Consider the following 15,710-nt stretch of genomic DNA (forward strand, 5'->3'; position numbering starts at 1 on the left):
GGGTGGGCGGGAACGCGACGCTCGTCATTAGATCGGACCATCCCCATGAACTGGGATGACGTCCGCATCTTCCTCGCCGTGGCGCGCGCCGGCCAGATCCTTGGCGCGGCCAAACGGCTGGAGCTCAACCACGCCACTGTCTCGCGCCGCATCGCCGCACTCGAGGATGCGCTGCGGACAAAGCTGTTTCGCCGGTTGACCACCGGCAGCGAGCTGACGCCTGCCGGCGAGCGCTTTCTCGACATTGCCGAGCGCATGGAAGGCGACATGATCGCCGCACGTTCGACCGTTGCCGGCGAAGGCGACGATGTCTCCGGCACGGTGCGCATCGGCGCGCCGGACGGGTTTGGTGTCGCCTTCCTGGCCAAGCGCCTTGGCGCGCTGACCGCCCTGCACCGCGAGCTGACGATCCAGTTGGTGCCGGTGCCGCGCTCCTTCTCTCTGTCGCGGCGCGAGGCCGACATCGCCATCACCGTCGAGCGGCCGACGGAGGGTCGGCTGGTGGCGGGAAAGCTGGTCGACTACTCGCTCGGCCTGTTTGCCTCCCGCGCCTATGCTGACGTGCATGGTTTGCCCCAAACCGCCGCCGAGCTTGGCCAGCACACATTGATCGGCTATGTGCCGGACCTCATCGTCAGTCCCTCGCTCGACTACGCGGCCGAATTCAGCGCCGACTGGCGCACCAGCTTCGCCATCTCCTCGGCGCTCGGCCAGGCCGAAGCGGTGCGCTCGGGCGCCGGCATCGGCATCCTGCACACATTCGTCGCCCGCTCGATGCCGGAACTTGTGTCCGTCGATGCTGTCGCGCCCATCCGCCGTGCCTACTGGCTGGTCTATCACGAATCGGTCAGGCCGCTGCGCCGCGTCCAGATCGTTGCCAGCTTCATCACCAAGGCAGTGGAGCGGGAGCGAAACCTGTTTGTCTGATGCATGTCGCCCAAAAGTGATCTCGGTTTTGGGAGAACGACATGCATAAACAAAGACGCTAAAGCGCATCGCATGAATCCTTTCAAACGCGCTGCGCTTTAGCCGTGCGCCTTTTCCTTGCCACAAAACCGGCGAGTGTGGCATCAGGCGCGCGGTCGCCGCGTAGGGACATCTTTCAGAAAGCTGGCGCGGATAGACATGCGAGCCGTTCTTGCCATCCTGCCGCTGCTTTTCGTTTCCGCTTGCGCCAATCCGTGGACGAAGGTCCCGGAGGCCGAACTGCCCAAACCGATCCGCAACGCCATGGCGCGGCCTTCGCCTTTCGTCTTCGGCAATTATTGCGGCCCCGGCACCCGCACCGGCGATCTGTCGTTCCGGCCGGTCAACCGCCTCGACACGGCCTGCCGGACGCATGACGCCTGTTACATCGCCCGCCACAACCATTGTGACTGCGATGGCGCCCTCGTCACCTCCGCGAAAGCGATACGCGACGACAAGACAGCGCCGCGCAAAATGCGCGGCGAGGCCGAATTACTGATCGCCACCTTCGCCATCCCCGTCTGCAAGGTCTTCCCGCAGGGCTTCATGCCGCCGCGTGACCCGGCGCAACTGAGCGTCCTGAATGCCGGAGCGGCCGGGTGAAGGGCCGCGCATCTGTCGCCCTCGTTCTATTCGGGCTGGCCGCCCTTGGCGGCTGTGCCGGCGGCGCTGGTCGCAGTGCCTGCGATCTCCTGCAAGGCCAGACGGCCTGCGCTCGACCCTCGCTATCGGCCAGGACACCCGGGCCGCAGATCGCCGCCGCGCAGTTTTTCGGCGACGCCAGCACAAGCGACTACGAAAAGCGGTTCCTGGCGCTGCTCGCCCACCACCAGCTCGGCGCGATGGACCGCGCCAACGGCACCGGCCCTTTCGGTCACGACCGCTATGAGATCCGCAATGGCGATTTCCAGGCGACTTACCGGACACTGCAGCAACTGGCCGGGCCGGTTGCCGAAACGCATCTGCCGCCGGCCAGCGGCAGCAGCGGCGACGGCCATTTCGACGGACGCTGGCGGGTGTCGCGGCAGACGCTCTACATCGATGCGGCAGCGCAGCCTTCGACGCCCAGGATCTTCGATTTCTCCGGTCTGCAGGCGCGCAGCGTCGAGATCGTGCTGCGCCAGGCTGGAAAGCAACCGGCCGACATCGAGGGCACCTGCGACGGCTCGCTGGCGATCCGTGCCGGCGGCGGTTCACGCACAATCGCCACGGGCACCGCATTCCGCTTTCGCCTGTCCGGCGAGGACGACACGGTCAGCCTGTTCCCGAGTGACGGCCTGAACCGCTGCACGGCAAGGATCCGCTCCAGCCTTGCCCCGGCCGGCGCGCCGCTCACCATCCAGCGCGAAGAGACCGCCGATCCGGCTCTCGCCGCCTTCGACAGCCGCTACGAGCGTTGCCCGACGCCAGACCCAACCGGCCTCGATCCGCTCAGCCGCGCCTTCTATGCCAGCCGCTGGCTCTCGCAGACCTGTGCCTTGCCGATCGGAAAGCCGCGCCTGCTGCGCAAATCGCGCGACGGCTTCAACGCCAAGGTCGAGGCGCTGATGGGAGCACCACTGTCCGACAGCGCCATCGACAAGGGCGACCCGGAACTGCCGCTCGATTTCTCCAGGGCGCCAAGGCTGAAGCTGATCTATCTGTCGTCGCTGGAGTTCAAGGCCGACTTCTCCGGTCGCATCATCGAGCGGTTGATCCGCCATCATGCAGCACTAGGCACCAAGGTCCGCATCATCGTCACCGACGTTCTGGAGCGCGACAAGGACGATGCCCTGCTGCACCGGCTGGCCGCCGAATTCCCCAATGTCGAATTGCAAGAATATCGCTGGCGGGCGGACCATGGCGCGCCGATCGACGAGCAGACCTCACAACTGCACAAGGTCCATCACGTAAAGATGCTGGCAACGCTTGCCGACGATCCCGGGCGCTCACGCGCCATCATCGGTGGCCGCAACATCCATGACGGCTTCCTGTTCCACCAGCCGATCGATCTGTCGCGCTATCCAGACCTTGAGCAATACGACAAGACCGACGGGTTTTCGCTGAACTACTATTCGAACTGGAGCGACTTCGACATCGAGTTCGCCGATCCGGCCACGGTCGAAACGCTGGCTGCGCATCTTTCGACAATGTGGCTGCGCGACGCCGACACCAATCTGGCGCGCCCCTTCTCCATTCCGGTCCGGTCCGACGGCGCCCGCCCGTCAGGCACGGCACGACACTTCATTTCGGTGCCTTACGAGGATGGTCATGCGCTGGAGGACTATTTCGTCGAGCTGGTCGACGCCGCCCAGCACCATATCCAGATCGTCAATCCCTACCTCAACCTGACGCCCAAGCTTGCCCAGGCTGTTGACCGGGCGCTCGCCCGCGGCGTCAGGATCGACATTGTCGGCCGCATCGATCTCAAGGGCGATATCGGCGGCAAGTTTCTCACCGCGCTCAACAAGCTGTTCGTCGAGAAATATGGCGACCGCATCAACATCCGCGAGTTCAAGGCGCCTGACGTGGTGCTGCATTCCAAGATCATGATGATCGACGAAAGGCTGGTCGCCATCTCGTCGGTCAATCTCAACAACCGCAGCTTCTTTCACGACTCGGAGAACGGCATGATGGTGCTCGATCCGGCCTTCTACACCAGGATGAAGCCGATCTATGACGACTATGTCGCCCACTCGAACCCGGTCGCCACCAATGTGACGATACCGTGGGCCTACCGGCTGCTGTTCGACGAGGACTGGGTCCGACAGGCGTTCTGACCTCTTATCGCAGATAACGCTCCTGCGCGAGGTCGCGGACATCGATGTCCGGCACCCGGCTGGAGATGATGTCGGCCAGAACCTTGCCCGAGCCGCAAGCCATGGTCCAGCCGAGCGTGCCGTGGCCGGTGTTGAGATAGAGATTGGAGAGCTCGGTGCGGCCGATCAGCGGCGGACCGTCCGGCGTCATCGGCCGCAGCCCGCACCAGAACGTCGCGTCCCGCATCGCGCCGGCGCCCGGAAAGAGATCGCCGACCGAGTGTTCCAGCGTGCGCCGCCGCGATTCGTGCAGCCTGAGGTCGAAGCCGGAAATCTCGGCCGTGCCGCCGACCCGGATGCGGTCGCCGAGCCGGGTGATCGCCACCTTGTAGGTCTCGTCCATCACCGTCGACACCGGTGCCGCGGCGGCATCCTTGATCGGCACGGTGATCGAATAGCCCTTGACCGGATAGACAGGGATCGGCCGCTTCACCCGGCGCATGAAACCTGCCGAATAACTGCCCAGCGCCATCACATAGGCGTCGGCGGTCTTCCAGCCTTTGCTGGTGCTGAGATTGGCGATGCGGTTGCGGCTGCGGATGACGCGCCATATCGTCACGTCGTATTCGAACTTGACGCCGCGGGCCACGCAAAGCTCGGCCAGCCTGTCGGTGAACATCTTGCAGTCGCCGGTCTCGTCGTGCGGCAGCCTGAGGCCGCCGACGAACTTTTCGCGCACCCCGGCAAGGCCAGGCTCAGCCGCGATGCAACCGTCCTGCTCGAGGATTTCGTAAGGCACGCCGTACTTCTTCAGCACCTCGACATCGCCGCCGGTGCCGTCGAGCTGCTTTTGCGTACGGAACAGCTGCAGCGTGCCCTGGGTACGCTCGTCATAGGCGATACCGGTCGCTTCGCGCAGCGCCTTCAGCGTGTCGCGGCTGTATTCGGCGAGCGGAACCATGCGCGCCTTGTTGATCGCATAGCGCTCGGCGGTGCAGTTGCGCAGCATCTTGATCAGCCATGTCCACATATGCGGATCGAAGGCCGGCCGCACCACCAGCGGGCCATGTTTCATCAGCAGCCATTTGATCGCCTTCAGCGGAATGCCGGGCCCGGCCCAGGGCGAGGCGTAGCCGGGCGATATTTCGCCGGCATTGGCGAAGCTGGTTTCCAGCGCCGGGCCTTTCTGGCGGTCGAGAACCGTCACCTCGTGGCCGGCCTCGGCAAGGAAGTACGCCGTGGTCACTCCGATGACGCCGCCGCCCAGCACCATGATCTTCATCGTTCACTCCTTGCCGCGCCGCACGTCCTAGGGGACGCCTGGACGCGGCCGCATTTCCGATTTGCGCACGATCCCCGGCGAAAATCGATGCTGACTTTCGGGATCGTGCAGTGTTGCCTGTTCACGCCGCCGTGGGACCGGGGTCGTCATCCCCTGTCTGCCGCATTCCGGCCCTTTCGCCAAGGGGCCGCCAATCGGCTGCGGCGCTGTAGACGAGGGTGAGCCCATGCGGCCGTCGCGCCTCGACTTGGGATCTCTCCCTGACGGCACGCCGCGCGGCCTCCGGCTGGTAGAGCACGGTCGCGATCAGGACCGACTCCCGCCTGCCGTCGGCCTGTTCGATCCAGGCAGTCTGACCCTCGGCCATGCCGAGCATGCAAAGCCCTCGCCTTGTCATGATCGACAGGCTGGAGCCGACCGGACCGCGCACCTCGTTCTGCACCAAGGTCCGGGTCTGAGCAGGGCCGGCATCGATACGAAACACCAGCCTGCTGTTCAGCGTCACGATATCGGATTCGACCGAATCGATCGCGACGACCTCGGCTTTGGAAAGCTTGTTTCAAGCATTGGAACAATCGTATCCGCGAAAGCCCGCCGACGCTCCAACATGATCTCGAGGACGGCGAAGTCCTTTGTCGTCAGCCGGAAATTCGCGCCTGTCATCGCCGTCTCCATGATCAGGACCCTTCCCGCCCGCAGGCCGGCGCATCGACCACTTCGATGGTCGCCGACAGTTCCCGGCCGCCACGGCTGCTCCAGCGCACTGTCTGCCCGATCGACGCGCCGATAAGCGCCGTCCCCATCGGTGTCAGCACCGAGATCCTGTTTTCACTGATGTCTGCTTCGCCGGGATAGACCAGCGTGATGCGCTGGGTGTGGCCGCCATCGTTGCGGATTGTCACCGTCGAACCCATCCGCACCACGTTGGCCGGCATGGAAGCCGCCGCCGTGACGACGGCGCGGTCCATCTCCGAAAGCAGTTCTTCGGCCGTCTCGGGCACGCGGTCGAGCGACGCCCGCGCCAGGCCGGTCAGCCTGTGGTGGTCGGCATCGCTGACCCGGCTCGGTGGACGCAATCCTGTTGCATGTTGCATGGCAAACCTCGATGACTTGGCGCATCGAACAGACGCGCGCCTGCCGCCGCACAAACGGTGGCTTGATGAAAAGCCGGCAGCCGCGAAGCTGTCTGGCTCGGGAATGATGTCAGGTAGAAATGCCCCGGTTCGGACGAACGCCAAAAGGCGACCGCGCCGGGGCTACGATCCCGCGATCGGGCAGACCCTGAACAAGGTTCTGATATAAGCTGGGTTGCTCATGCAAGGAGCCTTGCCGACAGGCGTCCGCTTGTCAAGCGCGGCCAAACCGCTCAACCGCCGACATAGCGCCGATGGAAGCGCGGACCGAGGCTGGTCAGGATCTCGTAGCCGATGGTGCCGGCATGGCCGGCGGCGTCATCGACGCTTTGTGAAGGACCGAGCAGCTCGACGAGATCACCCTCGCGCAGCCTGCCGACCGGCAGGGCGGAAATGTCGAGAATGATCGAGTCCATAGACACTCGCCCGAGGAAAGGCAGGCGCACGCCCTCGAACCACGCAGCCGACGCGGCCCGGCGCTGCCAGCCATCCGCGTAGCCGAACGAAATCGTCGCCAGCCTGAGCGGGCCTAGCGCATGATAGGTGTGGCCATAGCCGACGCCGGCGCCTTTTTCGACGCTGCGCGTCTGTGCCACCTTTGCCTGAAGCCGCACCACCGGCAGCATCGGATTGGGCTTGGCCGGCGTCGGATTGATGCCGTAGAGGGCGGCACCGGGGCGGGCGAGATCGTAGTGAAAGGATGGCCCGAGAAAGATGCCGGACGAATTGGCGAGCGAGGCTGGCGTCGCCGGCAGCATTGCGCGCAGCCGCTCGAACGCCAGCCGCTGCCGTTCATTGGCCGGATGCTCCGGCTCGTCGGCGCAAGCCAGATGACTCATCACGAACCGGATGTCGATGCCGTCGAAGGCCTGCGGATCGGCGGCAACGCGCTCCACATCCCGGGGCGCCATGCCGAGCCGCGACATGCCGCTGTCGACCTGGATCGCGGCCGGCAGTTTTCGGCCGGCGCGGCGAGCCGCCACACGCCAGGCCACCAATTGTTCCGGGCTGTTGATGACAGCGCAAACGTCCGCTGCCACGGCGTCCGTCTCGGCACCGGACGGAACGCCGTTCAACACGAAAATGGCAGGGCCCGGACCAAGCGAGCGGCGCAGGGCGACGCCTTCGCCCAGAAGCGCAACGAAGAAGACATCGCAGCCTTCGCGCAGCAGCGCCGCCCCGACCTGGCCGGCGCCAACGCCGTAGCCGTCCGCCTTGAGCACACCAGCGCAGGCAACATCGCCCAACCGCGCTTTCAGCCGCCGGTAGTTTTCACGGATTGCACCGAGATCGATGGTGAGGATGGCCCCAGCCGCCACTTCGCTTGTGGCGGTGACCTCTTCTGGCGGCGGCTTTTGGGGGGCGTCGTTCATGGCGACCCTTCGCGTGGTAGTGGATACATCAATAGGACCGCCGGGCCGGCGCGGCAACCGCGGTTGTTGTATAGCGGCTATTGCACCAGATGCCGGAACGCCGCCACCACATCCTCATAGACATGGCGCTTGAACGGCACGATCAGGTCGGGCAAATCCTGCATAGGCCGCCATGCCCATTCGTCGAACTCTGCGGTGTGGCCGCCCGGCGGCGGGTTGATCTGGATCTCGCTGGTGTCGCCGTGGAAGCGAAAGGCGAACCATTTCTGCGTCTGGCCGCGATACCGGCCCTTGAAGGCGATGCCGACGAGATGGTCCGGCAAATCATAGTTGATCCAGTCCGGCGCCTCGGCCAGCAGCGAGACGCCTCGCATGCCGGTCTCCTCATAGAGTTCGCGCTCGGCCGCCTGCAGCGGCTCCTCGCCCTTGTCGATACCGCCTTGCGGCATCTGCCAGAGCTGCGTCGTGCCGGCAAATTCGCTGTCCGGTTCGGCAATCCGGTGCCCGACCCAGACCAGGCCCTGGGCATTGAGGATCATCAGCCCGACACAGGGACGGTAAGGCAGCGTTTCGCGGTCGATCTTTTTAGCCATGCGTGATGGGGTCCAGCCGTTTTGAGAATTCGCTCCGGTGAGGCAGGTGGCGAGCGGTTTCGAGAACCGGAGCGGAGCGTACTTAAAGTACGTGAGCACCGGAAGCGCAGAAAACGTCGCCAGATTCCCGCCGGAGTAGAATTATCAAGACGGCTGTTAGCCTTTTTGGGGGTCAATGGCCACCGCTGAAATCGGCACGATCTCGATGCCGCGCTTCTTGGCTTCGACCACCCAGGACGACACGGTATCGACCGTCAGGTCGAAGGCCGAACCGATGCCGACGGCAGTGCCTTTGGCCCGCGCGGTCGCCTCCAGGCTGTCGAGCTTCTTCAGGATTTCGCCGCGATCCTGCACGGCATCGATCGCCATGTCGCCGGAGACGAAGGGCACGCCATCCCTGAGCGCCAGGTCCGGCGCCAGGCTGCGAGCCGACGAGCCGTCATCGATATAGGCGAGGCCGCGTTTGCCGAGCTCGGCGATGAACGGCTCCATCGCCGACGCGTCGGCGGAAAAACGGGCGCCCATATAGTTCATGACGCCGGTATAGTTGGTCGTCCGCGACAGTGCCCAGTGCAGGCTTTTCAGGTTCTCATCCGCGCTCGCCGCCACCGTCAGCGTGTTGCGGCCCGGATTGACCTTCGGATAATCGAACGGTTCGAGCGGCACCTGCATGACGATCTCGTGGCCGCTCTGCCTGGCTGCCTGCATCCACCGGCCGATGCTGTTGCCTTGCGGGGCGAAGGCCAGCGTCACTTCTGCCGGCAGCTTGGCGATGGCCGCCTGGGTGCCGGTCTGCGACACGGCAAGCCCACCGATGACGATCGCCACCCGTGCGCCGCGCCCGCCCGACCAGGGCCGCGCATAGACGTCGAACGGCCGCCTGCCATCGGCGGCGCGCACCGGCAAAGGCCCGGTCTCGCTGGCTTCGATCAGCGCCTTGTCTGGAATGTGCGCGATCTTCAAGTTCTGGCCGATGGTCGACGGATCGCGAATGACGATCGCTGCCTTGGGCGGCCCATCGCCCTCCTCCGTCTGCACATGGATGATCTGCGGCCCGCCTGATTTGACCGGCGCCTGCGGCTTCGGTGCCGCCGGGGCCAATGCAGGCGGCGCGGCGGCAGGCTCGGCCGCCGCGGTCACTTTCGGTGTTGAAACGGCAACCTCTTGCGGCTTTCGAAACGGCTTTTCCCTGAGCGCGATCGCGCCGGAGACGCCGGCCACCGCCAGCACGGCCACGGTCGCCATGATCGCACCGCCGCTGAGCTTGCCGGCGGCGCGCGGCGGCCGGACTGCCTGTCCGAGCGGGCGTTCGATGTCCTTGCCGATGTCAGCCAAGCCTAATCCCCGGGCGCATGGCTCCGAAGGCGAAGCCGCTTCGAAAAGACATGCGCGAATTCATCAATCCCGGCACACACCCCGCGCCATGCCTTGGGGGCTTTGCCTCACCCCCCGAATCAAACTGCCGGAACCTTTCGGTCCCGGCAGCATCGCATTGCTTCCATCAGGCTCAAACAGAAAGATGGAGCGGCGCGTGCGCCGCTCCAGATCCTTACTGGTTGAGAACCGCCTTTTGCGGATTGGGCGGGAAGGCCGGATCGGTCTTCTGGCCGCGCAGCAGCTGCTCGGCATAGATGAGCTGCAGATCGTCCTTCGGATCCGGCGGCACATAGGCTGCCGAGCCCGAACCGGTCGTGCTCTCATCGGCGCCCTTGATATGGCCCTTGAGGTCGGATTCGCCGCGCGTCAGGTCCCTGCCCTGCAGTTCCGGCGGCAACGGCTGGTCGACCTTGATGTCGGGCGTGATGCCCTTGCCCTGGATCGACTTGCCGGACGGCGTGTAATAGAGCGCCGTCGTCAGCCTGAGCGCACCATTCTCGCCGAGCGGAATGATGGTCTGCACCGAACCCTTGCCGAAGGACTGCGTGCCAACCACCGTGACGCGGCGCAGGTCCTGCAGCGCGCCGGCGACGATTTCCGATGCACTGGCCGAACCGCCATTGACCAGGACGATCATCGGCTTGCCGTTGATGTCGTCGACCTGCTTGGGCTTGGCGTCGAAGCGGGTGACGTCCTTGGGGTCGCGGCCGCGCGTCGAGACGATCTCGCCGCGGTTGAGGAAGGCATCGGACACGCTCACCGCCTGGTCGAGCAGGCCGCCCGGATTAAGGCGCAGATCCAGAACGTAGCCCTTCAGCTTGTCGTCGGGAATCTGCTTCTTGATGGTGTCGATGGCGTTCTCGAGGTCGTCATAGGTCTTTTCGGTGAAGGAGGTGATCTTCATGTAGCCGATGTCGTTCTCGACCCGGAACTTGACCGCCTTGACCTTGATGATGTCGCGTACGACCGTCAGTTCAATCGGCTTGTCGGCGCCCTGGCGCAGGATGGTCAGCTTGATCGGCGTGTTGACCAGGCCGCGCATCTTGTCGACCGCATCGTTGAGGGTCAGGCCGCGAACCTCTTCGCCATCGATCTTGGCAATGTAGTCGCCGGCCAGCACGCCTGCCTTGGCGGCCGGCGTGTCGTCGATCGGCGTGATCACCTTGACCAGATCGTTCTCCATGGTGACTTCGATGCCGAGGCCGCCAAACTCGCCCTTGGTCTGGACGCGCATATCCTGCGCCTGCTCGGCATTCATGTAGGAGGAGTGCGGGTCAAGCGAGGCCAGCATGCCGTTGATGGCGTTCTCGACCAGCGACTTGTCGTCGGGCGGTGTCACATACTGTGCCCGCACCCGCTCGAAGATATCGCCGAAGATCGCCAGTTGCTTGTAGGTCTCCGACCCTGCAGCGTTCGCCGCCGAGCCGGGTGCGCCATAGACCAGGCTCATGGCGGACGCGCCCATCAGCGCACCGGCAAACAGAAGCGACAGTTTCCGCATTATTCACGTCCTTCCAGAAAAACGGTCCGCCCACCATGGGGCCGGATCGACGGGTTTTCCATCCTTGCGGAACTCGACATAGAGTTCCGGCGTGGCATTTCCATTCTTCGAAACCGAGGTGCTCGCCACCCGGGCCTCTCCCATCGCACCGATCGGCTCTCCTGCAAGCACTGATTGACCGGTCGCGACGCTGATTCTGCTCATCCCCGCCAAAACGACATGATAGCCGTCGCCTGCGTTCAGGATCAAGAGTTGACCATAAGACCGAAACGGCCCCGCATAAAGCACATTTCCATCCGCCGGCGCGGTGACGATGGCTCCCGATTGTGTCGCAACCATGTCGCCAAGCATCACCGCGCCGTTACCGTCATCGGCGCCGAATCGCCGCTTGATGCGGCCGGTCACCGGCAGTGCGATCTGCCCCTGAAGGGCCGAAAAGGGCACCGCGGCGGCAAGTTGGTTGCCCTCCGGAACCGGCAGCGACGCCAATTCCGCCGGCGCAGATGTGTTGTCGCCATCCGCCGTCTTCTGCTCGGCGGCCTTGGCCGCATCGGCGGCCTTGCGGCTCTTGTCGGCCTGCGCTTCGAGCGAGGCGATCAACTCTTTCAGGCTGCCGGCCTTGGCCGCCAGCGCTTCGGATCGCTGCTTTTCCGCAGCCATTTGCGTTTGCGTGTCGGCTTCGAGCTTCTGCTTGGCCTCCAGCAGCATGCCGAGCCGCTTCTTTTCCGCCGTCTGGTCGCCGACCGCCGCTGTCAGCCGCGCCCGTTCGGCCTCGATCGACGCCGTAATCCTGGTCTGTTCCTTGAGATCGGCAAGCAGGCTATCGGTCTGCTGGCGCAGTTCGGGCACCACCGCGCCGAGCAGGATGGCGCTGCGCACCGACGACAGCGCGTCCTCGGGCTTGACCAGGATCGCCGGCGGCGGGTTGAGGCCCATGCGCTGCAACGCGCCCAGCACTTCGGCCAGAACGTCGCGCCGCGCCATCAGCGAGGCGCGGATCTTCTGTTCCTGGCCCTTCAGTCCTTCCAGCCGAGCGCCGATGTCCTCGATGTCCTGGCCGAGCTTCTGCTCGGTCATCGCCGACTGGATCAATGCGGCGGTGATCGAGGCGTGATCCTTCTTGATCGTCGCGATATCGGCGGAGAGTTTGGCCAATCGTTCCGACGACAGCGTGATCTCCTTCGAGACCCGTTCATATTCGGCCCGGCTCTGATCCGGATCGGGAGCCATGTCGAGCGTGTTTTCCGCCCGCCCCGCATGCAGCGACAGCACAAGTACCGCCGCCGCGATGCCGCAGCGCGCGCGCCAGGAGCCCGTTCTTGATTTGCTGTCTTCAGACATTGAAGCCCGACTCTATGCGTGGCTTCGTTAACGAACAATCAACCATGTTCGAAACCGCCCACTCGATGCAATCTTGCCTCGGCATTGGGGCGGAAATCCGGGTGTGTCGCACCAATTCACCGGTTTACGAGCGATGGTAGGGATGTCCCGAAAGGATGGTGGCCACACGATAAAGCTGCTCTCCCAGCATCACGCGCACCAGTTGATGCGGCCATGTCAGCAATCCGAACGACATCACTAGTTCGGCCTGGTCGCGCAGCGACTGATCGTGGCCGTCGGCGCCGCCGATGGCGATGACCAACGCCTTGCGGCCACCGTCACGCAACAGGCCGAGGCGCCCGGCGAAATCTTCCGAGGAAAAGCTTTTGCCGCGTTCGTCAAGGAGGATCAAAGCGGTTCCGGGCTGCAACTGCGTCTGCAGTTTCTGGCCTTCCTCACGCCGCCGCTCGTTGGCGGTCTGGCCGCGCCCCTCGGCAATCTCGGCAATGCCGCCAAATTCAAGCCCCACTACCGGGCCGCTCTTGGCGAAACGCTCGAAATAGCGGTCGGCCAGCAGCTTTTCGGGGCCGGCTTTCATCCGGCCCACGGCATGAACTGATATCTTCATCCTCGCCTTGTAAGCCGCGCGAACGACTTAGTGGAGCGTTTCTTCCTCGAGGTCCGGCGCCTGCCACATCTTTTCGAGATTGTAGAATTCGCGGACTTCGGGGCGGAAGACATGGACGATGATGTCGCCAGAATCGATCAGGACCCAGTCGGCGCCGGATAGCCCCTCGACGCGCGCGGTGCCGAGACCGGCATCCTTGATCGCTTTGAGAAGATGATCGGCGACAGCCGCGACATGACGGTGCGATCGGCCCGAAGCGACGACCATGTAGTCGCCGAGGCTCGATTTCCCCTGGATGTCGATGGAGACAATGTTTTCGGCCTTGGAGTCTTCCAGACTGGCAAGGACTGTCTTGATGGCGCGGGACACGGCGTCGTCTACGCTGATCCTGGCCGGCGAAGGCATGATATCGGCCTTCTTCCGCAGTGCTGTTCTCAGTGTATTTCCTTTCGCAGCAAGAACAACCAAATCACCCCTTGAAGCAGGTGACACCACTTAGATAGGCAGAGTTCCCTGACAGTTTCAAGACGGGACCCTGCCTCGCACGAACGTATTGTCGCTCTTGTGGTTCCGCCGCACGCCGGAAAAGATCGGAACCCTCACCGCCCGCATGGGTTATCGGCTCACCGACCAACCGGATTTCCCCCATGCCGATCGACCCGCAAAACGCTTTTCTCAGCGTCCAGGCTGGCCTCGCCCAACTGAGCACGCTGATTGTTTCGTACTCCTTCTCGGCCATCGGTGCCGTCATCCTCTTGATTGTCGGCTACATCGTCGCCGGTCTTGCCGAACGTTCGATCTTCGCTGGTCTCGGCCATATCCATGGTTTCGACGCGACGTTGCGGCATTTCTTCTCGAAGATCGTCCGCTACGCCATCCTGATCCTCGTCACCATCATGGTGCTCGGCCAGTTCGGCGTGCAGACGGCCTCGATCATTGCCGCGATCGGTGCCATTGGCCTCGCCATCGGCCTGGCGTTGCAGGGCACGCTGCAAAACATCGCCGCCGGCATCATGCTTCTGGCGCTGCGGCCGTTCCGCATCGGCGAATCCGTCGAGGTCGGTTCGATCGCCGGTACGATCGAGGAGATCGGCCTGTTCGCGACCAAGCTCAGGACGGCCGACGGGGTCTACATATTGGCGCCGAACTCGACGCTGTGGAACCAGCCGGTGCGCAACTTTTCGCGCAACGGCGTACGCCGCAGCGACATCATACTCAGCATCGGCTCCTGGAACGACATCGACAGGGCGCAGAAAGCCTTGCTTGCCATTGCCGCGGCCGAACGGCGAGTGAAACGTGAGCCGGCACCGATCGCTTTCGTCTCGACATTGGGCGACAGCACTGTTTCGATTGCCCTGCGCTATTGGACATCGTCGGCGGACTTCTTCGCCACCCAGACCGATCTCACCAAGCGCGCCAAACAGGAGTTCAATAGCGAAGGCATATCGATCCCGCTGCCGCCGCCGGAAGCGCCCCAACCGGAAGCCCGTCGACAATAGTCGGTTGGCTCAGTGCCGGCCCTCATCGTCCGGTGCGAAGGCAAGTTCGACCGGCAACGGCGCCTGCGCCGTCATCGGTGCGAAACTGCCGGTTTCACCGACCGGAACCGCACGCGTCGTGAACACGCGCAGAAGCACGAACAGGCAGAAGGCTGCGGCGATGAGAACAGCCACATAGATGAAAGCCTGCGTTCCGAAGACGGCTGAAAGCGCCGTCACGATGCCGGGCACGACGAAACCCGACAGCGACCAGGCAAACAAAAGCGAACTGGACAGCGCCACCATGTCGTCCTTGCCGGCGCGGTCGGCGGCATGTGCGCTGGCCAGCGAATAGATCGATTCCGAGGCGCCGTCCCACACGATATAGATCACAACCAACGCGGCCAACGCGCCGCCATCGAACCCGAGCGCAAACAGGCCGGCAACCATGGCGAGCGCGGATGCGGCGATCAGCACATAGCGGCGGTCTGTTCGGTCGGAAATCCAGCCAAGCGGGATCTGCAGGATCAGCGTGCCGAGAGGCATCGCCGAAAGCAGCAGCGCCACATCGGCCTGGCTGTAGCCCTTGGCCGTGGCGTGGATCGGCGCGAAGCCCGCAATCGACATCGACAGGCCGCCAACCGCAAGCATGCCGGCGACGCCGACCGGTGAAACCCGCCAGGCACGGCGCAGCGCCACCGAGGCCGCCTGCGGTGCCGGCGGCTGGGCAAGTCTGGTCATCCCGACGGGAAGGATCGATAGCGCCGTGAAGACGATGCCGATCAGCGGCGCATCCGCTGTCCTGATATCGACCAGCGCCAGCGTCGCGTAGCCGACGCCGAGCCCGGCGACATAGGCAACGTAGAAGAAAGCCATCACCCGGCCGCGGATGGCGTTGGCAACGGCGTCGTTCAGCCAACTCTGCGCGACGATGAACAGGCCGCAGATGGCAAAGCCGTAGAGCGCGCGGGCGGCTATCCACAGCAGCGGATGGACCCCGGCGCCGACAGCGGCGTTGGCCAGTGCGATCAGCGCCGACAACACCATGAAGGCACGGGCATGGCCGACCCTTCGCACCAGCGGTCCGGTCAGGATGCAGCCCGCCAGCCCGCCGGCCGAAAGTCCGGTGATGATCAGCCCGGCCCAGGTCGGATCGAAACCCTCGGCGCCGAGCCGAACCGGGATATAGGCAAACATCAGCCCGTTGCCGACGGCAATCAGTGCCATCGACACGATGACGCTGGCAATCGCGATCAGCGGCGTGGGCTCGGCGCCCTGCTCGGCTTCGCTGCGGGTTTTCCTGGGAATCGACATGCCTGCT

At 64.3% G+C, this 15,710-nt stretch carries 15 protein-coding genes; 4 read left to right on the plus strand and 11 right to left on the minus strand.

Annotated features, from left to right (window positions below):
• Positions 1 to 45: 45 nt before the first annotated feature.
• The 3 genes from EOA19_RS23535 to EOA19_RS23545 all read left to right on the plus strand — a co-directional run bounded on the left by EOA19_RS23535 (position 46) and on the right by EOA19_RS23545 (position 3,725).
• Positions 46 to 927 (plus strand): LysR family transcriptional regulator, encoded by an 882-nt coding sequence (locus EOA19_RS23535; RefSeq protein WP_023811795.1) that lies wholly within the window; start codon positions 46 to 48, stop codon positions 925 to 927.
• A gap of 198 nt (positions 928 to 1,125) precedes the next feature.
• Positions 1,126 to 1,569 carry a hypothetical protein gene (locus EOA19_RS23540; protein WP_023811794.1) on the plus strand — a complete coding sequence of 148 codons (444 nt, stop codon included), beginning with the start codon at positions 1,126 to 1,128 and terminating at the stop codon, positions 1,567 to 1,569.
• Positions 1,566 to 3,725 (plus strand): phospholipase D-like domain-containing protein, encoded by a 2,160-nt coding sequence (locus EOA19_RS23545; protein ID WP_128304956.1) that lies wholly within the window; start codon positions 1,566 to 1,568, stop codon positions 3,723 to 3,725. The genes EOA19_RS23540 and EOA19_RS23545 overlap by 4 nt, the downstream gene beginning before the upstream one ends.
• A gap of 4 nt (positions 3,726 to 3,729) precedes the next feature.
• Here EOA19_RS23545 and EOA19_RS23550 read toward each other — a convergent pair whose 3' ends face one another.
• From EOA19_RS23550 to rsfS, 10 genes are all read right to left on the minus strand, one after another.
• The gene (locus EOA19_RS23550; protein WP_128304957.1) at positions 3,730 to 4,986 is read right to left on the minus strand and encodes a D-amino acid dehydrogenase; all 1,257 of its coding nucleotides are present in this window, start codon (positions 4,984 to 4,986) and stop codon (positions 3,730 to 3,732) included.
• A gap of 121 nt (positions 4,987 to 5,107) precedes the next feature.
• Positions 5,108 to 5,491, minus strand: a complete 384-nt coding sequence (locus EOA19_RS23555; RefSeq protein ID WP_245486272.1) for a nucleoside-diphosphate kinase — start codon at positions 5,489 to 5,491, stop codon at positions 5,108 to 5,110.
• Between the two features lie 172 nt (positions 5,492 to 5,663).
• Positions 5,664 to 6,080: a nucleoside diphosphate kinase regulator gene (rnk, locus tag EOA19_RS23560; RefSeq protein ID WP_128304958.1), complete on the minus strand. Its 417-nt coding sequence runs from the start codon at positions 6,078 to 6,080 to the stop codon at positions 5,664 to 5,666.
• 272 nt (positions 6,081 to 6,352) lie between these two features.
• The gene (gene alr / locus EOA19_RS23565; RefSeq protein WP_128304959.1) at positions 6,353 to 7,492 is read right to left on the minus strand and encodes an alanine racemase; all 1,140 of its coding nucleotides are present in this window, start codon (positions 7,490 to 7,492) and stop codon (positions 6,353 to 6,355) included.
• Between the two features lie 77 nt (positions 7,493 to 7,569).
• Positions 7,570 to 8,085: an RNA pyrophosphohydrolase gene (locus EOA19_RS23570; RefSeq protein WP_128304960.1), complete on the minus strand. Its 516-nt coding sequence runs from the start codon at positions 8,083 to 8,085 to the stop codon at positions 7,570 to 7,572.
• 156 nt (positions 8,086 to 8,241) lie between these two features.
• Complete coding sequence (locus EOA19_RS23575) at positions 8,242 to 9,420, minus strand: divergent polysaccharide deacetylase family protein (RefSeq protein ID WP_128304961.1); 1,179 nt, start codon at positions 9,418 to 9,420, stop codon at positions 8,242 to 8,244.
• 214 nt (positions 9,421 to 9,634) lie between these two features.
• Entirely contained in the window at positions 9,635 to 10,966 is a 1,332-nt protein-coding gene (locus EOA19_RS23580) for a S41 family peptidase (RefSeq protein ID WP_023811786.1), read from the minus strand.
• Positions 10,967 to 12,304 (minus strand): murein hydrolase activator EnvC, encoded by a 1,338-nt coding sequence (locus EOA19_RS23585; protein ID WP_128304962.1) that lies wholly within the window; start codon positions 12,302 to 12,304, stop codon positions 10,967 to 10,969.
• Positions 12,305 to 12,428: 124 nt separating this feature from the next.
• Positions 12,429 to 12,911 carry a 23S rRNA (pseudouridine(1915)-N(3))-methyltransferase RlmH gene (rlmH, locus tag EOA19_RS23590; RefSeq protein ID WP_023811784.1) on the minus strand — a complete coding sequence of 161 codons (483 nt, stop codon included), beginning with the start codon at positions 12,909 to 12,911 and terminating at the stop codon, positions 12,429 to 12,431.
• Between the two features lie 27 nt (positions 12,912 to 12,938).
• Positions 12,939 to 13,316 (minus strand): ribosome silencing factor, encoded by a 378-nt coding sequence (gene rsfS / locus EOA19_RS23595; RefSeq protein ID WP_013529073.1) that lies wholly within the window; start codon positions 13,314 to 13,316, stop codon positions 12,939 to 12,941.
• Between the two features lie 242 nt (positions 13,317 to 13,558).
• Between rsfS and EOA19_RS23600 the strand changes: the two genes are divergently transcribed.
• Positions 13,559 to 14,410, plus strand: a complete 852-nt coding sequence (locus tag EOA19_RS23600; protein WP_128304963.1) for a mechanosensitive ion channel domain-containing protein — start codon at positions 13,559 to 13,561, stop codon at positions 14,408 to 14,410.
• A gap of 9 nt (positions 14,411 to 14,419) precedes the next feature.
• On the opposite strand, the gene EOA19_RS23605 is transcribed toward EOA19_RS23600, so the two are convergent.
• Positions 14,420 to 15,703 carry an MFS transporter gene (locus EOA19_RS23605; RefSeq protein ID WP_128304964.1) on the minus strand — a complete coding sequence of 428 codons (1,284 nt, stop codon included), beginning with the start codon at positions 15,701 to 15,703 and terminating at the stop codon, positions 14,420 to 14,422.
• Positions 15,704 to 15,710: the final 7 nt, after the last annotated feature.

The sequence above is a fragment of the Mesorhizobium sp. M7A.F.Ca.US.010.02.1.1 genome (assembly GCF_004023085.1).
Taxonomy (GTDB): Bacteria; Pseudomonadota; Alphaproteobacteria; order Rhizobiales; family Rhizobiaceae; genus Mesorhizobium.

Bases quoted from the DNA above. Each gene is read 5' to 3' on its own strand.
- rsfS (WP_013529073.1), bottom strand. From the start codon at position 13,316: ATGCCTTCGCCGGCCAGGATCAGCGTAGACGACGCCGTGTCCCGCGCC.
- EOA19_RS23600 (WP_128304963.1), top strand. From the start codon at position 13,559: ATGCCGATCGACCCGCAAAACGCTTTTCTCAGCGTCCAGGCTGGCCTC.
- rlmH (WP_023811784.1), bottom strand. From the start codon at position 12,911: ATGAAGATATCAGTTCATGCCGTGGGCCGGATGAAAGCCGGCCCCGAA.
- EOA19_RS23605 (WP_128304964.1), bottom strand. From the start codon at position 15,703: ATGTCGATTCCCAGGAAAACCCGCAGCGAAGCCGAGCAGGGCGCCGAG.
- alr (WP_128304959.1), bottom strand. From the start codon at position 7,492: ATGAACGACGCCCCCCAAAAGCCGCCGCCAGAAGAGGTCACCGCCACA.
- EOA19_RS23570 (WP_128304960.1), bottom strand. From the start codon at position 8,085: ATGGCTAAAAAGATCGACCGCGAAACGCTGCCTTACCGTCCCTGTGTC.
- EOA19_RS23540 (WP_023811794.1), top strand. From the start codon at position 1,126: ATGCGAGCCGTTCTTGCCATCCTGCCGCTGCTTTTCGTTTCCGCTTGC.
- EOA19_RS23550 (WP_128304957.1), bottom strand. From the start codon at position 4,986: ATGAAGATCATGGTGCTGGGCGGCGGCGTCATCGGAGTGACCACGGCG.
- EOA19_RS23585 (WP_128304962.1), bottom strand. From the start codon at position 12,304: ATGTCTGAAGACAGCAAATCAAGAACGGGCTCCTGGCGCGCGCGCTGC.
- rnk (WP_128304958.1), bottom strand. From the start codon at position 6,080: ATGCAACATGCAACAGGATTGCGTCCACCGAGCCGGGTCAGCGATGCC.
- EOA19_RS23535 (WP_023811795.1), top strand. From the start codon at position 46: ATGAACTGGGATGACGTCCGCATCTTCCTCGCCGTGGCGCGCGCCGGC.